Annotated in this window: 18 protein-coding genes; 11 read left to right on the top strand and 7 right to left on the bottom strand. The window is 74.7% G+C overall.

Annotated elements, in window-relative coordinates; translation table 11 throughout:
• Positions 1–5: 5 nt before the first annotated feature.
• Positions 6–806, bottom strand: a complete 801-nt coding sequence (gene lgt / locus ACIBEJ_RS07790; protein ID WP_397181835.1) for a prolipoprotein diacylglyceryl transferase — start codon at positions 804–806, stop codon at positions 6–8.
• A 112-nt stretch (positions 807–918) separates the two neighbouring features.
• Here lgt and ACIBEJ_RS07785 point away from each other — a divergent pair, with 112 nt between their 5' ends.
• Positions 919–2,058, top strand: a complete 1,140-nt coding sequence (locus tag ACIBEJ_RS07785; RefSeq protein WP_397181834.1) for a sensor histidine kinase — start codon at positions 919–921, stop codon at positions 2,056–2,058.
• A complete protein-coding gene (locus ACIBEJ_RS07780; protein WP_397181833.1) occupies positions 2,055–2,684 on the top strand; it encodes a response regulator in 630 nt (209 codons plus the stop codon). The genes ACIBEJ_RS07785 and ACIBEJ_RS07780 overlap by 4 nt, the downstream gene beginning before the upstream one ends.
• A gap of 45 nt (positions 2,685–2,729) precedes the next feature.
• Here ACIBEJ_RS07780 and ACIBEJ_RS07775 read toward each other — a convergent pair whose 3' ends face one another.
• From ACIBEJ_RS07775 to ACIBEJ_RS07765, 3 genes are read right to left on the bottom strand one after another with little or no spacing between them, the layout of a single operon-like run.
• Positions 2,730–5,921: an AfsR/SARP family transcriptional regulator gene (locus tag ACIBEJ_RS07775; protein WP_397181832.1), complete on the bottom strand. Its 3,192-nt coding sequence runs from the start codon at positions 5,919–5,921 to the stop codon at positions 2,730–2,732.
• A gap of 56 nt (positions 5,922–5,977) precedes the next feature.
• Entirely contained in the window at positions 5,978–7,384 is a 1,407-nt protein-coding gene (locus ACIBEJ_RS07770; RefSeq protein ID WP_397181831.1) for a glycosyltransferase, read from the bottom strand.
• Positions 7,381–9,690 carry a glycosyltransferase gene (locus ACIBEJ_RS07765; RefSeq protein WP_397181830.1) on the bottom strand — a complete coding sequence of 770 codons (2,310 nt, stop codon included), beginning with the start codon at positions 9,688–9,690 and terminating at the stop codon, positions 7,381–7,383. The genes ACIBEJ_RS07770 and ACIBEJ_RS07765 overlap by 4 nt, the downstream gene beginning before the upstream one ends.
• 125 nt (positions 9,691–9,815) lie before the next feature.
• Between ACIBEJ_RS07765 and ACIBEJ_RS07760 the strand changes: the two genes are divergently transcribed.
• The 3 genes from ACIBEJ_RS07760 to ACIBEJ_RS07750 are packed head-to-tail and all read left to right on the top strand — an operon-like array spanning position 9,816 to position 12,445.
• Complete coding sequence (locus ACIBEJ_RS07760; protein ID WP_397181829.1) at positions 9,816–10,844, top strand: hypothetical protein; 1,029 nt, start codon at positions 9,816–9,818, stop codon at positions 10,842–10,844.
• A gap of 36 nt (positions 10,845–10,880) precedes the next feature.
• The gene (locus ACIBEJ_RS07755) at positions 10,881–11,252 is read left to right on the top strand and encodes a YciI family protein (RefSeq protein WP_397181828.1); all 372 of its coding nucleotides are present in this window, start codon (positions 10,881–10,883) and stop codon (positions 11,250–11,252) included.
• On the top strand, positions 11,249–12,445 hold the full coding sequence (locus ACIBEJ_RS07750) for an RNA polymerase sigma factor (protein ID WP_397181827.1): 1,197 nt from the start codon (positions 11,249–11,251) through the stop codon (positions 12,443–12,445). The genes ACIBEJ_RS07755 and ACIBEJ_RS07750 overlap by 4 nt, the downstream gene beginning before the upstream one ends.
• A gap of 146 nt (positions 12,446–12,591) precedes the next feature.
• Here ACIBEJ_RS07750 and ACIBEJ_RS07745 read toward each other — a convergent pair whose 3' ends face one another.
• Positions 12,592–12,978: a PASTA domain-containing protein gene (locus tag ACIBEJ_RS07745; RefSeq protein WP_397181826.1), complete on the bottom strand. Its 387-nt coding sequence runs from the start codon at positions 12,976–12,978 to the stop codon at positions 12,592–12,594.
• 56 nt (positions 12,979–13,034) lie between these two features.
• Positions 13,035–13,916 (bottom strand): LLM class flavin-dependent oxidoreductase, encoded by an 882-nt coding sequence (locus tag ACIBEJ_RS07740; protein WP_397181825.1) that lies wholly within the window; start codon positions 13,914–13,916, stop codon positions 13,035–13,037.
• Between the two features lie 174 nt (positions 13,917–14,090).
• Here ACIBEJ_RS07740 and ACIBEJ_RS07735 point away from each other — a divergent pair, with 174 nt between their 5' ends.
• Together ACIBEJ_RS07735 and ACIBEJ_RS07730 are read left to right on the top strand one after the other, a co-directional pair.
• A complete protein-coding gene (locus tag ACIBEJ_RS07735; protein WP_397181824.1) occupies positions 14,091–14,477 on the top strand; it encodes a RidA family protein in 387 nt (128 codons plus the stop codon).
• Between the two features lie 241 nt (positions 14,478–14,718).
• Positions 14,719–15,951 carry an ATP-binding protein gene (locus tag ACIBEJ_RS07730; RefSeq protein ID WP_397181823.1) on the top strand — a complete coding sequence of 411 codons (1,233 nt, stop codon included), beginning with the start codon at positions 14,719–14,721 and terminating at the stop codon, positions 15,949–15,951.
• Between the two features lie 67 nt (positions 15,952–16,018).
• Here the strand turns inward: ACIBEJ_RS07730 and ACIBEJ_RS07725 are convergent, their stop codons facing one another.
• On the bottom strand, positions 16,019–16,630 hold the full coding sequence (locus ACIBEJ_RS07725) for a response regulator (RefSeq protein WP_397181822.1): 612 nt from the start codon (positions 16,628–16,630) through the stop codon (positions 16,019–16,021).
• 123 nt (positions 16,631–16,753) lie between these two features.
• On the opposite strand from ACIBEJ_RS07725, the gene ACIBEJ_RS07720 reads away from it, so the two are divergent.
• The 4 genes from ACIBEJ_RS07720 to ACIBEJ_RS07705 are packed head-to-tail and all read left to right on the top strand — an operon-like array spanning position 16,754 to position 22,942.
• Positions 16,754–16,942, top strand: a complete 189-nt coding sequence (locus ACIBEJ_RS07720) for a DUF6229 family protein (RefSeq protein WP_397181821.1) — start codon at positions 16,754–16,756, stop codon at positions 16,940–16,942.
• A 4-nt stretch (positions 16,943–16,946) separates the two neighbouring features.
• Positions 16,947–19,763 carry a type 2 lanthipeptide synthetase LanM family protein gene (locus ACIBEJ_RS07715; RefSeq protein ID WP_397181820.1) on the top strand — a complete coding sequence of 939 codons (2,817 nt, stop codon included), beginning with the start codon at positions 16,947–16,949 and terminating at the stop codon, positions 19,761–19,763.
• A 6-nt stretch (positions 19,764–19,769) separates the two neighbouring features.
• Positions 19,770–21,623 (top strand): ATP-binding cassette domain-containing protein, encoded by a 1,854-nt coding sequence (locus ACIBEJ_RS07710; protein ID WP_397181819.1) that lies wholly within the window; start codon positions 19,770–19,772, stop codon positions 21,621–21,623.
• A complete protein-coding gene (locus tag ACIBEJ_RS07705; RefSeq protein ID WP_397181818.1) occupies positions 21,620–22,942 on the top strand; it encodes an FAD-binding oxidoreductase in 1,323 nt (440 codons plus the stop codon). The genes ACIBEJ_RS07710 and ACIBEJ_RS07705 overlap by 4 nt, the downstream gene beginning before the upstream one ends.
• Positions 22,943–22,975: the final 33 nt, after the last annotated feature.

The raw sequence follows: 22,975 nt of genomic DNA, 5'->3' as shown, positions 1-22,975 counted from the left end.
GAGGGTCACCCGGCCGGTGCCGGTCGGCGGCGGGTGGCGAGCAGGTAGGCGGTCGCGCCCGAGAAGATCAGCAGGGCGGTCCAGTCGTTGAGCCGCAGGCCCGCGACGAGGTGGCTGGGGTCGATGCGCAGCCACTCGATCCACGCGCGGCCCGCGGCGTAGGCGGCGGCGTAGAGCGCGAACGTCCGGCCGCGGTCGAGACCGAAACGCCGCTCGGCCCAGATGACGAAGCCGGCCACGCCCAGGTTCCACAGCGACTCGTACAGGAAGGCGGGGTGGTAGGTGGCCGTGGACTTCAGCTCGGGCGGCCGGTGGGCGGGGTCGATCTCCAGCGCCCAGGGCAGGGTGGTCGGCCTGCCGTACAGCTCCTGGTTGAACCAGTTGCCCCAGCGGGCGATCGCCTGACCGAGCGCGATCCCGGGCGCGACCGCGTCGGCGAAGTCGCGCAACGGGATGCCGCGCCTGCGGCAGGCCAGCCACGTGCCCAGCGCGCCGCCCGCGAGCGCGCCGAAGATGCTGATCCCGCCCTCCCAGACGGCGAAGACGCGCAGCGGGTCGCGGCCGGGGCCGAAGTAGAGCTGCCAGTCGGTGGCCACGTGGTAGATCCGCGCGCCGGCCAGGCCGAACGGCACCGCCCAGGTGGCGATGTCGCCCACCGCGCCAGCCTCGCCGCCGCGGGCGGTCCAGCGACGGCGGGTCAGCCAGGCGCCGGCCAGGATGGCGAGCACCATCAGCAGGGCGTAGGCGCGGATCGGGATCGGGCCCAGATGCCAGACGGCCTGGGACGGGCTGGGAATGAAGCTCACCCCGCCGAGTCTGGCCGCGCCGCCGCCGCGCCCGCATCGAGCGGTGCACCGATCCTGCGATCAGTCGACTGGTTGATGCCGATCAGACGGAAGGCTGAATATCGTCGGCGGTGTGGAGTCCTGGGAGCGGTCGCGGCGCCGGTGGCAGCACGCCTTCTTCGCCTCGTGGCTGGTGCTGACCTCGGCGGGGCCGGTGATGGAGGACGGCAGGCCGCTGCCGGTGGTGCTGGTGGCGGGGCTGGCCGCCTGGTACGCGGTGTGGTTCGTGCTGCGCACGCCGGCCGCGGGGGACGTGCCCCTGCCGTACGTGCTGGGCGGCGGGCTGCTGTGGCTCGGGCTGTTCGCCGTGGACTCGTCGTTCCTGGTGGTCGGGCTGAGCGTGCTCGTGCCGTACTGCATGGACGCCGTGCGGGTCGGGGTGGTCGCGGTGGTGGCGTGCGCCGGAGGCTGGCTGTGGCACCGCTACCACGCGTCCGGGGCGATCTTCTGGACCGAGGTCGTCATCTGCGCGCTGATCGCGATCAGCGCGGCCACCGCCGTCGGCTACTTCCACTCCGTGGCGCAGCAGAGCGCCGAGCGCAAACGGCTGTTCGACGAACTGCAGGCGGCGCAGGAGGCGCGGGCGGCGGCGGAACGGCAGGCGGGCGTCGCGGCCGAGCGGCAGCGGCTGGCCCGCGACATCCACGACAGCCTGACCCAGGGGTTCGCCAGCGTGGTGATGCTGCTGGAGGCGGCGCAGGCCACGCTGCCCGACAACCGGCACCTCAGCCAGGCGTTGCGGGTGACCAGGGAGAACCTGGCGGAGAGCCGCCGCGTGGTGCGGGCGCTGCGCCCCGGTGACCTGGACGAGTGCGGCCTGCCCGAGGCGCTGCGGCGGCTGTCGGGGCGGCTGTGCGACGAGACCGGCGCCGAGGCGCAGACCGTGATCACCGGCTCGCCCCGGCCGCTGGAGGCGGGGGTCCAGGCGGAACTGCTGCGCGTGGCGCAGGAGGCCGTGGCCAACGCCCGGCGCCACGCGCGTGCCGAGCGGGTCACGCTGACCCTGTCGTACATGGAGGACCTGGTGGTGCTGGACGTCCACGACGACGGCGGCGGCTTCGACCCCGGGCGGGCCGCCTCCGGGCACGGCCTGTCGATCATGCGCGAGCGGATGGAGCAGCTCGGCGGCACGCTGCTCGTGGAGAGCGCCCCCGGCGCGGGCGCCACGGTCGTGGCCAGCCTCCCCGCCGGTGCGCCCGGCGGTGCGCGATGACCGTCCGCGTCCTGATCGCCGACGACCACCCGGTGGTACGCGACGGCATCCGCGCCATGCTCGGCACCCAGGACGACCTGGAGGTGGTCGGCGAGGCGGTCACCGGCGCCGACGCCGTACGGCTGGCCCGCGAGCTGCGGCCCGACGTCACCCTGATGGACCTGCAACTGCCCGAGCTCGACGGCGCGAGCGCCATCGGCAGGATCCGCGCGCACGACCCCGCCGCCAAGGTGATCGTCCTGACCACCTACGACACCGACGGCGACATCTCCCGGGCCATCGACGCGGGCGCCATCGGCTACCTGCTCAAGGACACCGGCCGCGAGCAGCTCTTCGACGCGATCAGGGCGGCGGCGCGCGGCGAGAGCGCGCTGTCGCCGGCGATCGCCACCCGGGTGCTGTCGTGGGCGCGCGCCGACCCGCCCGGCGCGCTGAGCGGCCGGGAGATCGAGGTGCTGGGGGCCGTCGCCCAGGGCATGAGCAACAAGGCCATCGCCGCCCACCTGTGCATCAGCGAGGCCACGGTCAAGACCCACCTGCTGCACGTCTTCGCCAAGCTGGGCGTCGACGACCGCACCGCCGCCGTGACCCTCGCCGCCTCCCGCGGCATCCTCCGCCTCGGATAGCACGGCTGGCCGAAGGGGCTCGGCCGCGCAGGTCAGGCGGCCAGGTCAGCCTGTCAGGGCGTCGATCGCCTTGTCTCGCGGCATCGCGGCGCCCAGCCCGTAGGCCGTGGCGTAACCGGTCTGGCCGAGGCGGTCCACCAGGTCGGACACCAGCGCGCCCAGCTCGGGGTCGCCGCGGTCGAAGGCCCCCCGGACGGCCTCGCTCATGCCGAGCGCGGTGGCCGACCCCGCCGCGTCCCCCTCCAGCCACAGCAGCCGGGCCAGGAGCTGGGCGGCCAGCGGAAGGTCCAGATCCGCCCGTGCCGCCTCGACCGCGGCGGGCAGCGTCTCGCGCGCCCGCGCCGCCTCGCCCGCGGTGAGCAGGTTCGCCGTCCTGGCCGGCAGCAGCAGGCCCGCGCACGCACCGGCCGGAAGCGACCACTCGCGCGCGACCCGCTCCAGCCCGTCGAGCTCCCGATCGGCCAGACCGGTCTCGCCGCGGCGCCGGTACAGTTCCGCCGCGCACGCGTGCACCTGGACCTCCAGCAGCGGCCGCCCGAGATCGCGGGCCGCCCGCCGCGCGAGGTCGAGATCGCGGGCCGCGCCCTCCCGATCACCGGCGCGCATGCGCTGCGCGGCCAGCCCGAGCCGGGCCGGAACCTCCTCGTGCCACGCCAGCCCGGAACCGGTCGCGATCGCCCGCTCGTAGTCGGCCACCGCCGCGTCGTGCCGCCCCTCGACGGCGTGGACGTCCGCCGTCGCGGTGAGCATCATCGCCGTCCACCACCGGTCGCCCGCCTCCTCGAACGCGGCCAGCGCCCGCGCCACCGCCTCCGCCGCGCCCGCCCAGTCCCCTCGGGTACGGCCGCGCACCGCCTCGGCCACGTGGGTGTGCGCGACGGCCCAGGCGTCCGAGCCCTCCCTGACCCGGGCGATCTCCCGCTCGGCCAGATCGTCGAGCCCGGCCATGAAGGCCGCGGTGAGCGTCATGGTCAGCAGCATCGGGTAGCGGCGCAGCGCACCCGTGCGGGCGCAGTCCTCGACCGCCGCCCGCAGCCGCTCCGCGTCCGGCTCGCCGGCCAGCAGGTGGATCATGGCGAACGCGGCCCTGGCGGCGGGCGGGAGCGCCTCGCCGTGCTCCAGCACCCTGGCCACGTAGCCGTCGGCCCTGCCGTCGTGGCGCAGCGTGTCCCAGTACCAGTACAGCGGGCCGAGGATGCGGGCCGCCGCCCCGGCGTCGCCGTCGTCGAGCGCGGTCCGCAGGGCGTGGACGAGGTTGTCGTACTCGGCGGCGAACAACCGCGACGACTCCGCCTGCCGCGGCGAGCGCAGCAGCGGCTCGTGCCGCTCGGCCAGGCCGGCGTAGTGACGGACGAGTCTCCGTCGTACGGCTTCGCGCTCCTCGTCCGACCGGAGCTCTCCGGCGGCGTAGGCCCGGATGGTCTCCAGCATCCGGTACCCGTCGCCGGCCCGCTCCACGATGGACTTGTCGACCAGGGAGTCGAGCAGCTCGCCCGGAAGCCCGCACACCTCCTCGACCTGCTCCAGCCCGGCCGCGGCGGGGAAGACCGACATTCGGCGGGCCAGCGTACGCTCCTGCTCGGTGAGCAGATCCCAGCTCCAGCCGATGACCGCGCGCAGCGTCCGCTGCCGGGGCTGGGCCGTCCTGTTGCCGGAGCCGAGCAACCGGAAGCGGTCGTCCAGCCGCCGGGACAGCTCGCCGGCGTCCATCGTGCGCAGCCGCGCCGCTGCCAGCTCCAGCGCGAGGGGCAGGCCGTCCAGGCGGCGTACGACGTCCACCACCGGGCCCGCGGTCGAGGCGTCGAGCGTGAAGCCGGGCCGTACCGCGCGGGCCCGGTCGAGGAACAGCCGCACCGCGCCCGCCTGCCCGGCGCGGGCGGCGTCGGCGTGCGCCGGGGGCAGGTCGAGCGGGGCCAGCCGGCACAGCGCCTCGCCCATGACCTGCAGCGGCTCCCGGGAGGTGGCCAGGATGACGAGGTTCGGCAGGCGTTCGAGCAACCGGCCGGCGAACTCGGCCGCCGCCTCGGAGATCTGCTCGCAGTTGTCCAGCACCAGCAGGCCCTCCCCACCGGCCAGCAGGCTCACCGATCGTTCGAGGGGCGGTCCCGGCGGCAGGGCCTCGGCCGTGGTGATCGTGCCCAGCAGCGCCTCGGGCAGCGCGGCGGGCGTGTCCACCCCGGCCAGGGGGACGAGCCAGACCCGTCCGCGCCGATGGGCCGGATGCCGGCTCGCCGCCTCCACCGCCAGCCGGGTCTTGCCCACCCCGCCGGGACCGACGACGGTGACCAGCCGCGAACTCCTCAGCAGGCCCGCGAGCAGCTCCAGCTCCTCCTGCCTGCCGACGAAGCCGGTCAGCGACGCCGGCAGCCGCCCAGGCGCGACCGCCGATCGCGGCGACGCCTCATCCGCCCCGCGCGGCAGAGAATCCGCGCCATGCGGCAGGGAGTCCGCCTCGCGCGGCAAGGAGCTCGCCTCGCGCGGCAGAGAGTCCGCCTTTCGCGGCAGAGAGCCGCGCAGCAGGGCGAGGTGTGTCGCGCGGAGTTCCTGGGAGGGGTCGATGCCCAGTTCCTCGGCGAGCGTGCGGCGCACGTCCTCGTACACCGCCAGCGCCTGCGCCTGCCGGCCCGCCGCGTGCAGGGCCCGCATCCGCAGTACGGCCAGCCGCTCGCGCAGCGGATGCGCCGAGGCCGCCGCCTCCAGCTCGGCCAGGATCTCGCCGTGGTGCCCCAGCAGCAGTTCCGCCTCGAACCAGTCCTCGGCCGCCCCGGCCCGCAGCTCCTCCAGGCGGGCGGCAGCCGTACCGGCGAAGGGCATGTCGAGCACGTCGGCCAGCGCGTCGCCCCGCCACAACGCCAGCGCCTCGCCCAGCAGCGCGGCGGCCCGCCCGCCCGCGCCCGCGGCCAGCTCGCCGCGCCCCCGCCTGGCCAGCTCCTCGAACCGGCGGGCGTCGACGTCATCCTCGCCCAGGCGCAGCCGGTAGCCGCCGGAGGCCAGCTCGACGGCCTCGCCGCCGCCCAGCGCCCGCCGCAGCCGGTAGACCAGCGCGTGCAGCGCCCTGACGCTCTCGCGCGGCGGCCGCTCGCCCCACAGCCCGTCGACCAGCGTGTCGACCGGCACCACCTCGCCGCCGGCCAGCGTCAGCCTGGCCAGCAGCGCGCGGACCCTGGCGCCGCCCACGTCGATCGGCGCCCCGCCGTCGCCATAGGCCCGGACCGGCCCCAGCACCTCAACCCGCATGGCCACCAGGTTATGAGCACCCGCTCACGGGAGCGGCACCGGCTGTCGGCGCCCGGTCACCGGGGCTGACGGGGGCCGGCGTCGATGAGGCCGTGCTCGGTCAGCTCCCAGTAGTGGCGGCGGCTGGGCCGGAGCAACTGCCAGAGGGCGCGGTAGGCGGCCACGCTCATCAGCGCCCAGTAGACCGGCACGAACAGCATCGTCCGCACCGCCGCGTGCAGGCCGCGCTCCAGGCAGCCGGCCATGTAGCCGTGCATGAGCAGCAGGTTGCCCGCCGCCATCGAGGCCACGGCCGTGTACAGCACCGGGCCGGGGAACAGCGACGCGATCGGGCCCGAGCCCGCGACGAGGTAGAGGACGGTCATCGCCCAGAAGACCGGGTTGAGCAGCGTGGTCAGGGTGGAGAAGCCGACCGCGAGCTGGAAGGCGGCGAAGCCGCGGGGACCCAGCTCGCGCCACAGCCGCACCGGCTGACGCATGTGGACCAGCCAGGTCTGCAGGTAGCCCTTGATCCACCGGGAGCGCTGGCGCAGCCAGTTGCCCAGCCGGCAGTTGGCCTCCTCCAGCGTCACCGACTCCATCATGCGCACGCTCCAGCCTCGCCTGGCGATCCTGATGCCGAGGTCGGCGTCCTCGGTCACGTTGTAGGGGTCCCAGGCGCCCAGGTCGCGCAGGGCGCCGGTGCGGAAGTGGTTGGAGGTGCCGCCGAGCGGGATCGGCAGTCGGTAGCGGTCCAGGCCGTGCAGGAACAGGCCGAAGTTGTGGGCGTACTCGGCGGCGAAGCAGCGGGTCAGCCAGTTCGTCCACGGGTTCCAGTACTGCAACTCGGCCTGCACGCACACCATCCACCGCGGCGAGCTGCGGAAGGCCGCCACCGCCTTGCGGAGCTGGAGGGGCTCGGGCTGGTCCTCGGCGTCGAAGATGACGCAGAACTCGCCGCGCGCCTGCCGCAGCCCGACGTTGCAGGCCTTGGGCTTGGTACGCGGGTGCCCGGCCGGGATCACCACGACCTCGAAACCCGGCGGCAGCTCCGCGGGCAGCGCGTCCCTGGTCTCCGCGTCGTCCTCCTCGACGAGCAGCATGATCTGCCGCCGGTCGTGCGGGTAGTCCAGCTCGGCCAGCCGGTCGAGCAGGGCGCGCAGCACGTTGCCCTCGCGGTAGAGCGGCACGAGCACGGTGTAGACGGGCAACTCGTCGTCGGGCGGCAGTTCACCGGGGCCGAACCGCATCACGTGTGAGCTGTCGTGGCCGTAGGTGAGCAGCACCTTGAAGGCGATGACGGCGACGTAGAGCACGCTCGCGGTGGCCGTGAGCACCAGCCCGGTCAGGGCGGGGTCGGCCAGCGCGGCCGAGCCCGCAAGCAGCGCCGCGCCGGTCGCGGCCAGCGCCTGGCGGCGGCTCAGCAGCCTGCGGGCGCTGTCGTGCTCCGGTACGGCCGTCGTGGTCAGGGCCGGTCGGCTCATGCCGCGCTCCCGATGCCGGAGAGACGGTAGATGCGCCGGTAGGGGTCCTCGTACACGAGCGAGTAGCGGTTCAGCTCGGGCGAGCGGCCGAGGGCCCGCCAGACCGGGTCCTGCTGGCCGGGGGTGCGCCGCAGGTGGATCCAGCGGACCTCGCTGGCCGCCGGGTCGCGCAGCGCCGGTTCCCATCGGCGGAAGCTGCCTTCGTACAGGATCGACGACAGCGGCAGGTGGGAGTCGAACGTCATCGTCTCGTTGCCGAAGGAGGCCATGAGCACCCGGCCGCCGTCGTAGTGGGCGCGCAGCCACTGCGCGGCCGTGCTGTTGGCACGCTCGACGCCGCTCGCCCGGAACGCCTCGGCCTCGCGCTTGGTGTCGATGCCCGAGGCGGCGGCGGCCACCGCGCAGCAGACGATCACCACGCCGGCGAGGACGTGGCCGAGCGTGCGCAGCCCGGCGGCCGGCACGCGGGCCATCCTGAGCCGCAGGGCCGTGACCGCGGGCCTGACCTCGGCGGCCAGGCCGCCGGCGAACAGCGCCACGGGCAGCAGCATGACCAGTCCGAACCGGACGTTGTACAGGCTGCCGGTGACCTCTTCCACGTGCAGCGGGCGCTGGCCGCCGTACAGCGCGTACACGAAGAACGGCGCGAACACCAGCAGCGCCAGCGGCGCGGGCGAGCGCCGCCTGATCAGATGTACGGCCAGCCCCGCCACCCCGAGCAGCGGCAGCGCGGGCCCCATGTTGCCCATGACCGCGTAGGCGTAGGTGAGCGCCGACAGCGTCCAGTCGCCGGTCGTGACCTCGTCGCCCGAGACCCACAGCGACGGCTTGGAGAACTCCCCGCGGTGGAAGAAGAACGGGTCCTCGAAGATCACCGTGTTCCAGGCCAGCCAGGCCGCGATGCCCGCGCAGGCCAGCAGCCCGTAGAAGATCACGTGCGCTTCGGCCCTGCGCCCGCGGGCGCCGCGCGGTGAGCGGGACCAGGTGATCGCGATCACGACGGCCGCGGCGGCCGGGACGAAGAACCACGCCTCGTAGCGGGTGAGCGTGGCCAGCAGCGAGGCCAGGCCGGCCGCGGCCAGGTGCCGCGGCGCCCAGGTCCTGCACCAGGCGGTCAGGTGGTAGGTGGCCGCGGCGAGGCAGGCCAGCAGCGGCAGTTCGGTCATCGGCGTGCTCTGCAGGTACAGGGCGCTCGGGCAGAGCATGAACACCCCGCCCGCCGCCAGCCCCGCCGCCCTGCTGCGGGTGAGCAGGCGCGCGGTCCGGTAGAGGTAACGCGTGGTCAGGACGTAGGCCGCCATCGAGATGAGCGAGCCCGCCAGCCCGGACAGGTACCAGGAGTCCACCCAGACCAGGGGCAACGCCAGCAGATGGGGCAGCGGCAGCCACACCCCGCCCAGTTGCGCGAGGCCGGGCGTCGGCGACTCCAGCACCCGGCGCGCGATCAGCAGGTGCGAGACGGCGTCCGGGTAGGACAGCGGCACGTCGGCGAAGTACACGCCGCCGGTCACCGCCAGCGCGATCGCCGCCAGCGTCAGCAGGGCCAGCGCCGCGTCGTGCGGGCGCACGAGCCGCTGCGCGGCGCGCCCCGCCGGGCTGTGCCGGAACATGCCCGCCCACAACCGCCCCAGCCCCACCAGCGAGCGCAGCACGACCGACGGCCGCAGCCCGGTCTGGTGGCCGTGCTCGCGCGGGAAGTGGTCCACCGGCCGCTGCACCACCCGGGCGCCCCTGGCCTGGATCTTGGCCAGCAGCTCCGGCGAGATCGTGGCGGCGTCGCCGCGCAGCACGACGTTCTCCAGCAGCCTGCGGTCCAGCAGCTTGTACGCGCAGTCCATGTCCCGCACGCGGATGCGCAGCAGCGCCCGGCACAGGCGGGTCCACAGCCAGCCGAACATCCGGCGCGCGGGCGGGTCGGCGCGGCGCGAGCGGTAGCCGATCACGGCGTCGGCCCGTTCGGTGCCGGCCAGGTCCACGAACCAGGGCAGTTGCCGGGCCCTGAACTGGCCGTCGGAGTCGGTCAGGAAGATCAGCTCGGCGTCCGTGTGGTCGAGCGCGGCCCGGATGCCGGTGCGCACGGCCGCGCCGTACCCCTGGTTCGCGGGGTGGTGGACCACGAGCACGCGGCCGGGGTGGCGCTCGGCCAGCCGCTCGGCCACCTCGCCCGTCGCGTCGGACGAGCCGTCGTTCACCACGATCACCCGGTGGCCGGGGTCGTCCAGGACGGACAGGAAGTCCGTCACCGTCGATTCCAGGCTGCCCTCTTCGCAGTAGGCGGGCATCACCACGGCCACGCTCACCGGCATCTCCAGACGATGGGCTCGGTCTTACTCGACCTGACGCCCCTTGTCAGGCAGAGTGGATCAACGGGCAGGGTATACGGCGTTTCCGCAGGTTGGGCGGGGGACGCGCCGGGAATGGGGGGATGGGGATGGGTGTGTGGGCTGCCGGGGTGTTGCTGGCGCTCCTGCCGGTGGCGCCGGGTCCCGACGCGGGGTTCGTGCGCGCCGAGGGGACCCGGCTGACGCTGGAGGGCCGGCCGTACGTCATGGCGGGGTTGAACGTCTACAACGCCGCCAGCGACGGGAACTGCTGGTATCCGATGGCGCTGGGCAGGTCGCTGCGCCAGATGCGGGGCAACGTCATCCGGGTCTGGTTCTTCCAGCGGCTGGCCACCAAGGACGGCAGGCGCGACTGGCGCGCGCTCGACCGGGTGCTGGCCACGGCGCGGCGGCACGGGGTGAAGGTGCTGCCGGTGCTGACCGACCAGTGGGGCAAGTGCGAGTGGAGCGGCTACAAGGGCCTGAGCTGGTACCGCGGCGGATACCGGGAGGTCGACCCCGGCGGGACCGTCTCCTACCGCGACTGGGTGGCCGAGGCCGTGCGGCGCTACCGCCACGACCCGACGATCGCGATGTGGACGCTCGTGAACGAGGCCGAGGCCAAGCCGGACGGCTTCTCCGGCTGTGAGCCGGGCGCGGCCGAGGCGCTGCGCGACTTCGCCGACGACGTGGGCGCCGTGGCCAAGGCCGCCTCGCCCGCGCACCTGCTCACGCTCGGCACCATGGGCGGCGGCCAGTGCGGCACCGCCGCGCACGACTACCAGTCGGTCTACGCCTCTCCCGCGCTGGACGTGTGCGAGTACCACGACTACCACGAGCCCAACCAGGCCATGCCCGGCAACGAGTTCGACGGCCTGGCCGTACGGCTGGCGCAGTGCCGGGCGCTGGGCAAGCCCTTGTTCGTGGGCGAGGCGGGCATCGACCCGAAGGCCACCGGCGGGCTGCGCGGGCGGGCCAGGGCCTACGCGGTCAAGATGTCGGCGCAGTTCGCGGCGGGCGTGGTCGGGTTCGTGGTCTGGGGCTGGTGCGAGACGGGCCGCAAGGACGGCGACGCCTTCGTCGTCAGACCGGGCGATCCGGTGCTGAAGGTCCTGGAAAGGCGGGTCCGGCGTTCCTGAGGTGTCGTATCCGCCGTCCGCCCGATCGTCATGCTGGTGAAGGGCCACGACGACAAGGAGATCCCCGACATGAAGTACGTGCTGATGTTCATCGAGACCGAGGAGTTCAACCGCAAGCTGGAGGCCATGAACGAACTGGAGCAGGGCCAGGCCTACGACGCGGTGGGCCGCTGGTTCGCCGAGCACGCCGAGAAGATCACCCACCACGCCCACCTGGCGCCGGTGGACACCGCGACGACCGTCCGCCTGGACGGCGAGGGCCCGATGGTGACCGACGGGCCGTTCGTGGAGGGCAAGGAGGTGGTCAGCGGGTTCGCGGAGGTCGAGGTGGCCGACCTGGACGAGGTCCTGAAGATGGTCGGGTCGTGGCCGGCCTGCCCGGTCGTGGAGATCCGCCCGGTCTCGTGAGCGAGAGCGAGCGCGTGCTGGCCCGCGTGGTGCGCGAGCACGCGGGCCGGCTCGCGGCGAGCCTGATCGCGCTGCTCGGCGACTTCTCCGCGGCCGAGGACCTGGTCCAGGACGCGGTGGAGACGGCGCTGCGCCGCTGGCCGGTCGAGGGCGTGCCGGAGCGCCCGCAGGCGTGGCTCTACACGGTGGCCCGCCGGCGCGGCCTCGACGTGCTGCGGCGCGAGTCGAACTACCGCGCCAAGCTCGCCCGGACGCGCTGGCCGGAGCCCAAGCCCGCCGACGACCGGCTGCGGCTGATCTTCACCTGCTGCCACCCGGCGCTGGCGCCCGCGGCGCAGGTCGCGCTGACCCTGCGCGTGGTGTGCGGGCTGTCGGCGGCGCAGATCGCCGCGGCGTTCGTGGTGCCGGAGCCGACCGTGGCCCAGCGCATCACCCGGGCCAAGAAGAAGATCGGCCAGGCCGGCATCCCCTACCGCGTCCCGCCGGACGAGGAACTGCCCGCGCGGCTGCGCCCGGTGCTCGCCGTCGTCTATCTGCTGTTCAACGAGGGCTACCTGTCCAGTACGGCCGAGCGTGCCCAGGCCCGCGACCTGGTCGACGACGCCGAGTGGCTCGCGGCGCTGCTGGCCGGCCTGATGCCGGGCGAGCCCGAGGTGGCGGGGCTGCTGGCGCTGATCCGGCTGCACCGGGCGCGCGGGCCCGCCAGGTTCGGACCGGACGGCCGCCTCGTGCTCCTCGCCGACCAGGACCGCGCGCTGTGGGACCGGCCGGCGATCGAGAGCGCGGTGTCCCTGCTCACGCGTACGGCTCGCGCCCACCGCCGGCCGGGGCCCTACCAGGTGCAGGCGGCGATCGCCGCCTGCCACGCGGAGGCGCCCACGTTCGCGGAGACCGACTGGGCGCAGATCCTCGTGCTCTACGACATCCTGCTGTCCCTGGCGCCCTCGCCGGTGACCCGGCTGCATCGGGCCGTGGCGTTGAGCCGGGTGCGGGGGGCGGGGGCGGCGCTGGCCGTACTGGATGAGCTGGAGGGGGATCTGGCGCGCTACGGCCTGCTGCACGCCACGCGCGCCGAACTGCTGCGTGAGCTGGGGCGCCTCGACGAGGCGCGGGCCTGTGACGAGCGGGCCCTGGCGCTGACGGCGAACCCCGCGCAGCAGGCGCTGCTGGCCGAGCGGCTCAGGTGGTCGTGACCCTTCCGGTTGTGACCTGGGGCGTTCGGCGGCAGGATGGCGGGGTGCAGTCCTGGGCGAGAGTTGTCTGTGTCGTGCTGGTGGTCGCGCTGGTGGGGGGTGCGCTGCTGGCCGCGGTCAACGCCGTGATCGGATCCTTGTGAGCCTCACGGGCAGGGGTGCGGCGGGCGCTGCCAGATCCAGACGTCGACCGCGGTGCCGGCCGGGTAGAGCAGCAACGGGCTGGAGCCGACCGACGAACGCGGGCTCTGCCGGGCGATCAGCCCGATGTTGTTGCAGACGTGGTCGATCGTGGCGCGCTGGATGCCGAAAGAGAAGCCGTAGGTTCCCAGGGTGGCCCTGGCCTGGTTGATCCCCATGCCCACGATGTCCGGCATTTCGCAGAATCGCACCCCGTTGTTGGTGACGCAGACCGGGGCGGCGGTTTGGGCGGTTTCGTGGGCTGTGTTCTGGGCGGCGGCGGTGCCGGTGAGCAGGGCCGTGCCGAGGCTGGCGGTGGCGCCCGCGGCGGCCAGCCGGCGGAGTGTTGTCATCGGGAGAATCCCTTCGGGTGACGTGGTGTCACCCTTGGGGCGTTCCGTCGCGTTCCTCACCGTGCCATGAGGAGCCGGCCGGTCTCGGCCAGGAGCTCGCTCTGCCGTAGCCGGTCCTGCGTGAACGGCATGGCCACGACCCGGTGCGCACCCGCCTCCGCGAGGGCGGCGAGCTGTTCGGCGGCGGCCTCGGGCGGGCCGGTCAGCAGGCTGTCGCGGGCTTCCCGCTCGGTGATGCCGTACTCCATGAGCGAGCGGATCTCGGCGTCGAGGGCGGACTTCGGCACGTCGCCGAGCCCTGCGCTCAGGCCGATGGTGACGCGCGGCGCCGGCCGGCCGTAGGCGGCGGCCAGCTCCCCCAGGCGGCGGACGTGGTCGGCCACGTCGGCCGGGGTGGCGATGCCCGGGTAGGACTCGTCGCCGAACCGGGCGGCGCGGCGCAGGGGCCCGGCGCCGATCAGGACCGGTGGCATGGGCGCGCCCGGCGACAGCGTGATCTCTGCGCCGTCCAGGTCCGTGGGCTTGCCCTCGACCAGGCCCGGCAGGACCTCCAGCGCCGCGTCGGTGCGCCGCCCGCGTTCGGCGAACGGGACGCCCACCGCCCGCCAGGCGGCCTCGCCGTGCACGGGCCCGCCGGAGCCGATCCCGAGCAGGACACGCCCGCCGGACAGGTGCTGGAGGCTGGCGACCTGCTTGGCGGCCCAGGCGACCGGGCGCAGGGCCAGGATCATCACGCCGAAGCCGAGCCTGACGCGCTCGGTGACCGCGGCGGCGGTGGCCAGGACGATCGTGCTGTCGAGGAAGGGGCGGACCGGGATCAGGTGGTCGCCGACCCAGATCGATTCCAGGCCGAGGTCCTCGGCGTGCCGGGCGTGCTCGCGCACGCCGGCGCTCTCGTCCACGCCGAACGACGGCAGGGTGACGCCTAGCTTGAGCACTTCTCTCTCCCTTGGTCGGTGGAGGTTCAGCCTGCAACCTCAACCGAAGTCGAGGTCAACGGCCGAGCTGCGCGGTCACCGAACGGTTACCCAGTCTCCGAAAAGTGCGTTCTTCCATGTCAGCCTTCACTCTCCTACGGTGGCCGAGTAACCACGAGAGAGCACGGAGGCCTCATGCCCATCACTTTGGTCAACCCCGCGGGACTGCCCGAGATCGACGCCTACCGGCAGGTGTCCATCGCGACCGGGTCGAAGATGGTCTTCGTCGCCGGCCAGGTCGCCTGGGAGGGGGGCGACCTGGCCGCGCAGGTCGAGCAGTGCTACCTGAACGTCGCCACCGCCCTGGCCGGGGCGGGCGGCACGATCGCCGACCTGGCGAAGCTGACCGTCTACGTCGTCGACTGGACCCCGGACAAGATGCCGCTGTTCCTGGAGGGCGTCGCACGGGCGGGGGCCAGGCTCGGCGGCACGCCGGTGCCGCCGGGCACGCTGATCGGCGTGGCGGCGCTGGACGTGCCGGAGCACCTGGTCGAGATCGAGGCGATCGCCGTCCTCGACTGACGAAGAAACCCGCGACCCCTCCCGAGCCCGACGCACGGTCCTTGCCACGCGCCGGTCCTCGCCACGCGCCGGTCCTCGCGATGCGCCGGTCCTCGCGATGCGCCGGTCCTCGCGATGCGCCGGTCCTCGCGATGCGCCGGTCCTCGCGATGTGCCGGGTCTTCGTGACGCGCCGGGCCGCTTGACGGTTGATCGTCGCGCGGAGATCCTTCAGGCCGGAGCGGCGGAAGGGCGGGCCACCCATGCACTCTCCACCCCCGGCCGGGCGGGGCTCCCTGGGCTGGCGGGACCCGCTGTTCCTGGCCTCGCGGCCCAGCACCGAGCGCGTGCACCGGTTCGTGGCGATGCTCCTGCTGCTCCAGCGGGCCAGCTACCTGCTGCCGGCCGCCGCGAGCCTGCTGGCCGCCGAGCAGCTCTTCGCCGACCGGGGCCGCAACGCCGCCCTGCTGGCCCTGGCGCTGGCGTGGAACGTCGTGCTGTTCCACCGGGCCGCCCGCCGCGGCTGGTTCGAGCCGCGCGCGGTCGTCGTCGACGTGGTGGCCACCTGCGTCTTCATGGTCGCGGTCACGGACGCCTGCCTGCCCGGCTCCGCCGCGTGCGTGTCCAACTGGTCCACGCACGCGCTGCTCGCGACGGGCGCGCTGATCGGCGCGGTCAGCCGCCGCGCGATCCACTTCGCCGCACTGCTGCCACCAATCGCCGTGTACGCGCTCGCGCACGCCGCCGACCTCGGCCAGCGCTACCCGTTCCCGCTGGAGCTGGCGGTCCGGGTCAACAGCTACGTGTGGTTCGCGATCATCGTCTTCTTCATCCGCCGCTACCTGGCCGCCCAGGCGACCCGGCTGGACGGCCTGGCCGAACAGCGGCTCGCCGCCGAGGCCGAGCGCGCGGCCGAACAGGCCAGGCTGGCCCACTACCGGCAACTGCACGACACCGTGCTGGCCACGCTGACCGCCATCGCCCGCGGCGGCCTCGACCACCACACCGAGGAGGTACGCCGCCGCTGCGCCTCCGACGCCTCCTACGTCCGCGCCCTGATCAGCCAGGACGCCGCCGGACCCGCCAACGGCCTGAGCAACGCCCTGGCCAGGGCGGTGGCCAGGGCGGCCGGGCTTGGGCTGTGCGTGCGCTACGCGGCGGAGTCGCTGCCCGAGGACCTGCCCGCGGCGGTGTCGACGGCGATGGCGGAGGCGGCGGAGGAGGCGCTCAACAACGTGGCCAGGCACTCCGGCGAACGGTCGGCCTGGCTCACGGCGGTCGCGGTGGACGGGGTGGTCACCGTGCGCGTGGTGGACCGCGGCAGGGGCTTCGCCCCCGACCTGACCGGACCCGGCTACGGCCTGCGCTCCTCGGTCATCGGCCGGATGGCCGAGGCGGGCGGCAGCGCCGACATCATCACCGCCCCCGGCGAGGGGGTGTGCGTGGAGCTGAGATGGCCCGCGCCACAAGGAGTGAGCGGGCGCAGCAAGGGGTGAGCGGGCGTCATAGGGAGCGCTCAGGTGGCCCGCGACGTAAAGGTGGGCGGGCGACCACAACCGGGGCTCAGGTGGCCAGGCCGTCTTCTCTGACGCGGGTGGCCAGTTCCAGCTTGGTGTAGGCGGGACGCCCGGCCTTGCGGTACTTGTCCTTGACGCGTTCGAGGTAGTTCTTGGCCGTGCCCGGCTGCACGCCCGCGCTCCGGGCGGCGGCGGCCAGCGTCATGCCTGAGGCGTAGGCGAGCAGGACGGCGCGTTCCTGCGGCGACAGCACGGGCCGCTCGCCGTCGCGCGCCGACAGCCAGCCGAGCGCCAGTTCCGGCGACAGCGCCACCCCCTCCTCGGCCACCTCCCTGACCTTGGCCAGCAGCGCCGCCAGGTCGTGGTCCTTGGTGAGGTAGCCGCCCGCGCCGGCGTCGATGAGCTGCACGGCCACGTCACCCGAGGTCACCACGCTGACCACGAGCACCCGGCGGCCCAGCCCGGCGAGCACGCGCACGTTCTGGACGGGTTCGGAGCCGTCGGCCAGCAGCAGGTCGAGCAGGACCACGTCGGCGGGCGCCGGTTCGGTGCGCAGAAGCTCGCCCACGGTCGCCGCGCGCCCGATCAGCCGGACGTCGGGAACGCCCTCCAGCCACGCCGCCAGTCCCTCGATGAGCATGCGGTCATCGTCAATCACAGAAAGGGTGATCACCCCTGTCTTTCCCATATCCGGAATGTCATGTCAAGTGCGCAGTTATGACGCCTATCGGTGACGGACCCGGCGGAAGAACATGGCGCCAAGTCCGAGAAGGGAGCAAGCATGACCGTCACGCTTGAGAAGGCCGAAGAGATCATCCTGGCCTGGAGGACCGGCGAGGAGCCCGACAGCCCCGTCGGCCCCCTGCTGCCCGGCCTGTACGTGGAGTCCGAGATCACCATGACCGGCCCCGGCCACTCCGGAAAGTGCGGGACCGCCTGCTCGGGCTCGCGTACCCGCTACTGCTGCTGAGCACATGGCCGGTGAGTTCGATCCCCCGCTGGACCCGCTGATCGCGGCGCCGCTGGCCGGTCTGGAGGCCCGGCTGGGGTCGCTCACCGGCCTGGCCGCGGCCGAGCGGGCCGCCATCCTGGCCGCCTCCGCCCGCTGCGTCGAGGAGGACGTCCGCCGCAAGATCACCCGGGTCCTGGTCCTGGAGCTGAACGCCGCCCGCCTGTCCGGACGGCTGCGCGCCGCGACCTCGGAAGAGCGCTGGCAGGAGTGGAAGGCCGTCGTCGCCGGGCCCGCGTTCTGGCAGGCGCTGGCGGGGCCGTACCCGGGAATGGCGGCGCGGATCGCGACCGTGATCCGCAATCGGTGCGCGGCCGCGCACCGCTTCGCCACGCGCTTCGCCGCCGACCGGGCGGCGCTCGCGCGGCTGCCGGGAGCGCCGGAGGGCGAGCTGGAGCAGGTCGAGTTCGGCGCGGGCGACAGCCACCGCGGCGGGCAGAGCGTCGTCCTGCTGCGCGGCGCGGACGGCCGCGTGATCTACAAGCCGCGCTCGCTGGCCGTGGACGCCGCGCTGGCCGAGCTGCTCACGCACCTCGGCGTGACCACCATGCGCGTGCCCAGGGTCGTGACCAGGCAGGAGTACGGCTGGGCCGAGCACATCGGGCACCGCCACTGCTCGGGCGAGGCCGAACTCCGCGCCTTCTACACCGGCATGGGCCACTGGCTGGCGCTCATGCGCCTGCTCGGCGGCAGCGACCTGCACGCCGAGAACGTCATCGCCGCCGGCCCCCAGCCCGTGGTCGTCGACTGCGAGAGCCTGTTCGCCCCGCACGCCAGGGCCCGCCCCTCCGGCTACGGCCAGGCCGTCGACCTGGCCGTGGAGCTGGTGGACGCCTCGGTGATGCGCACCGGCCTGCTGCCGGGCCGCGGCGTGGCTCTGGGCTGGCGGGGCGTGGACATGTCGGCCGCCGGAGCGCTGCCGGGCCAGCAGCCGAGGGTCGAGCTGCCCGTCGTGCTCGGCGCCGGCACCGACAGCCCCCGCATGGGCACCGAGTTGGTCGAGCTGCCCCCCGCGGCCAACCATCCGAGCCCCGAGCCGATGCTCGGCCACTACTGGGACGCGATCATCGCCGGGTTCGACGAGCTCGACGCCCGCCTGGCCGACCTGGACCGCTCGGGCAAGCTGGAGCCGCTGCTGGCGGGCTTCGCCGACTGCCCGGTCCGCGCGGTGCTGCGCTCCACCGAGTCCTACGCCGAGCTGGGCCGCATGCTCTGGCACCCGGTCGCGCTGCACGACGAGAAGGCCGCCCGCGAGAAGGCCGCCGCCCTGCTGGCCACGATGTCGCGCAACGTGCCCGGCGCGCCCGGCGACGCCGCGATCATCGCCGCAGAGGTGGACGAGCTGTGCCACGGCGACATCCCGATGTTCGACACCACGCCGCGCGTGGGCATGCTGCGCGGCCCCGGCGGCACCCGGTGCGGACCCGAGCAGGATCTCGTCGCCGCCGCCCTGACCCGCTGGCGCGCTCGCGACCACGCCCTGGACCGCGGGGTGGCGCAGGCGGCCCTGGTCAGCGCCTACCTCAACGAGGGCTGGATGCCGGAGGACCAGGGGCTCTCGCCCGGCGTGATCCGCACCGACCGGCTGGAGACGCGCCGCAGGATCGCCGCGGCGGGCATCCTGCGCGGCGTGCTGGACAGCGCCGTACGCGGCGGCGACGGCACCGTCACCTGGATCACGCCCCTGCTCACCCCCACGGGCTGGGCGGTGCAACCCCTGGCCGCCGACCTGTACGGCGGAGCCCACGGCGTCGCGATCCTGGTCGCCGCCTACCAGAGGGAGAGCGCGGCGGGCCGGGCGAACCCCGTGGAGGAGCTGCCCGGCCTGCTGGCGGCGCTGCTGCGTACCATCAGGCTGGCCGAGGACCGCGACGCGGACAAGCGCCAGGAGGGCATCCCCCTGCGGCCCGAGCCGCCGGGCGCCTACCTGGGCCTCGCCTCGCAGGTGTGGGGCTGGCTGCTGCTGCGCTCGCTCGGCGCCGTGGGAGAGGAGGCGCTGGAGCGCGCCCGCGCGCTGGCGGAGCTGCTGCCCGCGGCGATCGACGCCGACGACGCCTACGACCTGCTGTCCGGGATGGCCGGAGCCGTCGTCCCGCTGCTGCGCCTGGCCGAGCGGACCGGCGAGTCCCGCTGGAGGGAGCTGGCCGAGACGGTCGGCGCCCGCCTGGCGGACCTGGCCGAGCGTCGGCCGGGCGGCGTCTGCTGGCCCGGCCCGCGCTTCCCCCAGGGGCTCGGCGGCCTCGCCCACGGCGCGACCGGCATCGGCTGGGCCCTGTCGCGGCTGCCGGAGCGGCGCGAGCTGGCCGAGGCCGCCTTCGCCTACGAGGACACGCTCTACGACCCGCACCAGCGCGGCTGGCTCGACCTGCGCGGCGACGGCCACACCGCCGCCGCCTGGTGCCACGGCGCGGGCGGGGTCGGCATCGTGGCCGCCGACCAGCTCGCCCGGCACGGCGGCGACCTCTGGCGCGACCGCCTGGCCAGGGCCGCCGCGTCCTGCTGGGCCGACGGCACCGGCTGGAACCACACGCTGTGCCACGGCGACCTCGGCTCCTGGGAGGTGATCGAGCGGGCGCGGGCGGCCGGCGTCGCGCCGGTCGGGCGCGAGCGCCTGCTCGCCCACATCCTGGGCAGCCTGGAGACCAACGGCCCGATCAGCGGCCTGGCCAGGGACGCCTTCGCGCCCGGCCTGCTGCCCGGCCTCGGCGGCGTCGCCTACCAGCTCCTGCGCGCCCACCCCGGCAGCGCGCTGCCGTCCGTCCTGCTTCCGGACCTGGAGTGAGATCGCGTGGAGGATGACCTCGTCACGCCCTACTGGCACCTGGACCGTCCCGACCCGGCCTCGCGGCGCACGCTGCGCCGCCTGCCCGCGCTGACCGCGCCCGTCGTGCGCCTCATCTGGGACAGCGGGCGCCGCCCCGCGCTGGTCATCCTCGCCCTGCAGCTCGCCGCAGGCGTCGCGACGGCCAGCGGGCTGCTGGCCACCGCCTCGGTGCTGGAGGAACTGCTGGCCGCCGGCGCCACGCCGGACCGCCTGGCCGCCGCGCTGCCCGGCCTCGCGCTCCTGGCCGCGATCGTGGCGCTGCGCGCGGCGGCGGAGGCCGCGGTCGAGCTGGCCAGGGCGCGGCTGGAGCCCGCGCTGCGCCGGGCCGCGGAGGAACGGCTGTTCGCCGCCGCCCTCGGCGTCCGGCTGGCCGACTTCGACGACGCCGACTTCTACGACGGGCTGCACCGGGCCCGCGACCGCGGCCTGTTCCACCTGGACCGCGCCGTGTCCAACACCATCGACCTGATCGGCGCCGCCTGCGGGGTGACGGCCGCCGCCGCGGGGCTGGCCGTGCTGCATCCGCTGCTGGTGCCGCTGCTCGTGCTGAGCGTGCTGCCCGAGGCGTGGGCGGTGCTCAGGGCGGCCCGGCACGGGTACGGCGGCATGCGCGAGATGGTCACGCTCAACCGGCGCGTCGACATGCTGGCCGACCTGGCCACGGAACGCGAGCCGGCGGCGGAGGTGCGGGCCTGCCAGGCGCAGCCGTACGTGCTGGAGGAGTACCGGCAGGTGGCCGAGGTCCTGCGGGCGACCGAGACCCGGGTGGGCCTGTCCATGGCCAGGGTCAGGACGGCGGGGCGCGCGGCGGGCGGGCTGGCCATGGCCGGGGTGCTGGCCGTGCTCGGGCTGATGCTGCACTCCGGGTGGATCGCCCTGGCCGCGGCCGGCACGGCCGTGATCGCCGTGCGGGTGGCCGCGGGCGCGCTCAAGCAGCTCGCCCAGGCCGCCAACCAGTTGTTCGAGCAGTTCATGTACGTCGCCGACTACCACGACTTCCTCGCCGACGCCCAAGCGCGCCGCGTCCCCCCAGGCGGTACGGCCGCGCCCCGCGCACCGGAACGCCTCACCCTGCACGGCGTCGGCTTCACCTACCCGGGCGGCCCGCGCCCGGCCCTGAGCGACATCGACCTGACCATCCACGCGGGCCAGACGATCGCGCTGGTCGGCGAGAACGGCTCGGGCAAGACCACGCTGGCCAGGCTCCTGGCCGGCCTCTACCGGCCCACGACCGGCGTGCTGCGCTGGGACGGCCTCGACACCACCACCCTGGACCCCGCCTCGCTCGCCGACCGGGTCGTCCTGGTGCCGCAGCACCCGCTGCGCTGGCCGCACGACGCCAGGACCAACGTCCGCATGGGCCGCCACGACCGCCTGGACCCGCACGACCACGCCCTGCGCGAGGCCGCCGCCCTCGCCGCCGCCGACGGCGTGGTCGCCGAGCTGCCCGGCGGCTGGCGGACGCTGCTGTCGAAGCAGTTCAGGGGCGGCCACGAGCTGTCGGCGGGGCAGTGGCAGCGCCTGGCGGTGGCCCGCGGCCTGTTCCGCGACGGACCCCTGCTCATCTGGGACGAGCCGACCGCGCCGCTGGACGCCAAGGCCGAGTACGCCGTGTACGAGACGCTCCGCAAGATCGCGGGGGAGCGGACCGTGGTGCTCATCACCCACCGCCTGACCAGCGTCAGGCACGCCGACCTGATCGTCCTGCTCCACCGGGGCCGCGTGGCCGAGCAGGGCACCCACGAGGACCTGCTGGCCCTCGACGGCCGCTACGCCGAGCTGTACGCCCTGCAGACCGGCGGGGCGGCCCGCCGATGAGGCTGATCCGCCCCGGCGAGCCCGGCTACCAGGCCAGGCGCAAGCCCTTCCTCGGCACGCTCACCGAGGACCTGCCCGCCCTGATCGCATGCTGCGCCGGCGAAGCAGACGTCGTGGCCGCCCTCGACCTGGCCCGCTCGCGCGGCCTGCCGTTCGCGCTGCGCGGCGGCGGTCACAGCTTCGCCGAGCACTCCTCCACCACCGGCCTGCTGGTCGACCTGTCCGCCATGAAGACCGTCGAGGTCGGCGCGGAGGAGGTCAGGGTGGGCGCGGGCGTGCGCGTCGGCGAGCTGGCCGAGATCCTCGCCGCGCACGGCCGCCTGGTCCCGTGCGGCTGGTGCCAGGACGTGGGCGTGGTCGGCGCGGTGCTCGGCGGCGGCTACGGCGTGTTCAGCCGCCTGTACGGCCTGGGCGCCGACCACCTGCTCGCCGCCCGCGTGGTCCTGGCCGACGGGCGGGCCGTCGAGGCGCCGCCGGACCTGCTGTGGGCGCTGCGCGGCGCGGGCGGCGGCAACTTCGCCGCCGTCACCGAGGTCACGCTGCGCACCCGGCCCGCCGTACCGGTCACCGCCGTCCAGGCCACCTGCCCGTACGCCCGCGCCGCCGACCTCGTCGAGACCTGGCAGGACCACCTGCCCGAGGCGCCCGGCGAGGTGAACCTGGAGATCGCCGTCATCTGCGGCGACGAACCGGAGGAGGAGCCCTACGCCGTGCTCTTCGGCGTCGTCGCCGGACCCGAGCACCGGGCCCGCGAGGTCCTGGCCGCCCTGCCCGAGCTGGAGAAGGTGACGCTCACCCCGCTGGACGGCCCGGCCGCCGCCCGCCACCACGCCTACGCCGCCGGCGGCCCGGGCGCCGTCACCGCCCTGCCGCCGGGCGAACGCCCGGGGCTGCGCCTGAACAAGTCGGGCTTCCTGCCCGGCAGGCTGCCCCGCGCCGCCATCGACGACCTCCTGGAACGGCTGGCCGCCGGCCGCGTCTACGGCGAGATCCGCGACCTGGAGCTCGTCCCCTGGGGCGGCGCCATCGCCCGCGCGACCGGCGGCGCCTTCGCCCACCGCACCCCGCGCTTCCTGCTCAAGCAGTCCGTCCAGGTGGGCTTCCGCGCCACCGATGCCCGCAGGCGGCAGGCCCACGCCTGGCTCCGGGACTCCTGGGCGCGCCTGGCTCCCTGGACCCGCGGCGTCTACCCCAACTACCCCGACGCCGACCTGACCGACTGGCCCGCCGCCTACCACGGGGCGAGCCTGGAGCGCCTGAGGGAGGTGAAGGCCGCCTACGACCCCGGCGGGCTCTTCCGTTTCGCCCAGTCGCTGTGATCGGGCGCGGGCCGGCGGTGGGAGACTTGCCCG

Origin of the sequence: Nonomuraea sp. NPDC050790, assembly GCF_044456745.1 — a bacterium.
GTDB lineage: Bacteria > Actinomycetota > Actinomycetes > Streptosporangiales > Streptosporangiaceae > Nonomuraea.
Note: the sequence above shows the minus strand (reverse complement) of the source record. Positions and strands in the feature narration are given on the sequence as shown.

What these genes read in the sequence shown, in the direction of transcription:
- ACIBEJ_RS07765 (WP_397181830.1), bottom strand. Translation starts at nt 9,690, where the DNA reads ATGCCGGTGAGCGTGGCCGTGGTGATGCCCGCCTACTGCGAAGAGGGC.
- ACIBEJ_RS07715 (WP_397181820.1), top strand. Translation starts at nt 16,947, where the DNA reads ATGGCCGGTGAGTTCGATCCCCCGCTGGACCCGCTGATCGCGGCGCCG.
- ACIBEJ_RS07745 (WP_397181826.1), bottom strand. Translation starts at nt 12,978, where the DNA reads ATGACAACACTCCGCCGGCTGGCCGCCGCGGGCGCCACCGCCAGCCTC.
- ACIBEJ_RS07720 (WP_397181821.1), top strand. Translation starts at nt 16,754, where the DNA reads ATGACCGTCACGCTTGAGAAGGCCGAAGAGATCATCCTGGCCTGGAGG.
- ACIBEJ_RS07775 (WP_397181832.1), bottom strand. Translation starts at nt 5,921, where the DNA reads ATGCGGGTTGAGGTGCTGGGGCCGGTCCGGGCCTATGGCGACGGCGGG.
- ACIBEJ_RS07735 (WP_397181824.1), top strand. Translation starts at nt 14,091, where the DNA reads ATGCCCATCACTTTGGTCAACCCCGCGGGACTGCCCGAGATCGACGCC.
- ACIBEJ_RS07730 (WP_397181823.1), top strand. Translation starts at nt 14,719, where the DNA reads ATGCACTCTCCACCCCCGGCCGGGCGGGGCTCCCTGGGCTGGCGGGAC.
- ACIBEJ_RS07780 (WP_397181833.1), top strand. Translation starts at nt 2,055, where the DNA reads ATGACCGTCCGCGTCCTGATCGCCGACGACCACCCGGTGGTACGCGAC.
- ACIBEJ_RS07770 (WP_397181831.1), bottom strand. Translation starts at nt 7,384, where the DNA reads ATGAGCCGACCGGCCCTGACCACGACGGCCGTACCGGAGCACGACAGC.
- ACIBEJ_RS07760 (WP_397181829.1), top strand. Translation starts at nt 9,816, where the DNA reads ATGGGTGTGTGGGCTGCCGGGGTGTTGCTGGCGCTCCTGCCGGTGGCG.
- ACIBEJ_RS07705 (WP_397181818.1), top strand. Translation starts at nt 21,620, where the DNA reads ATGAGGCTGATCCGCCCCGGCGAGCCCGGCTACCAGGCCAGGCGCAAG.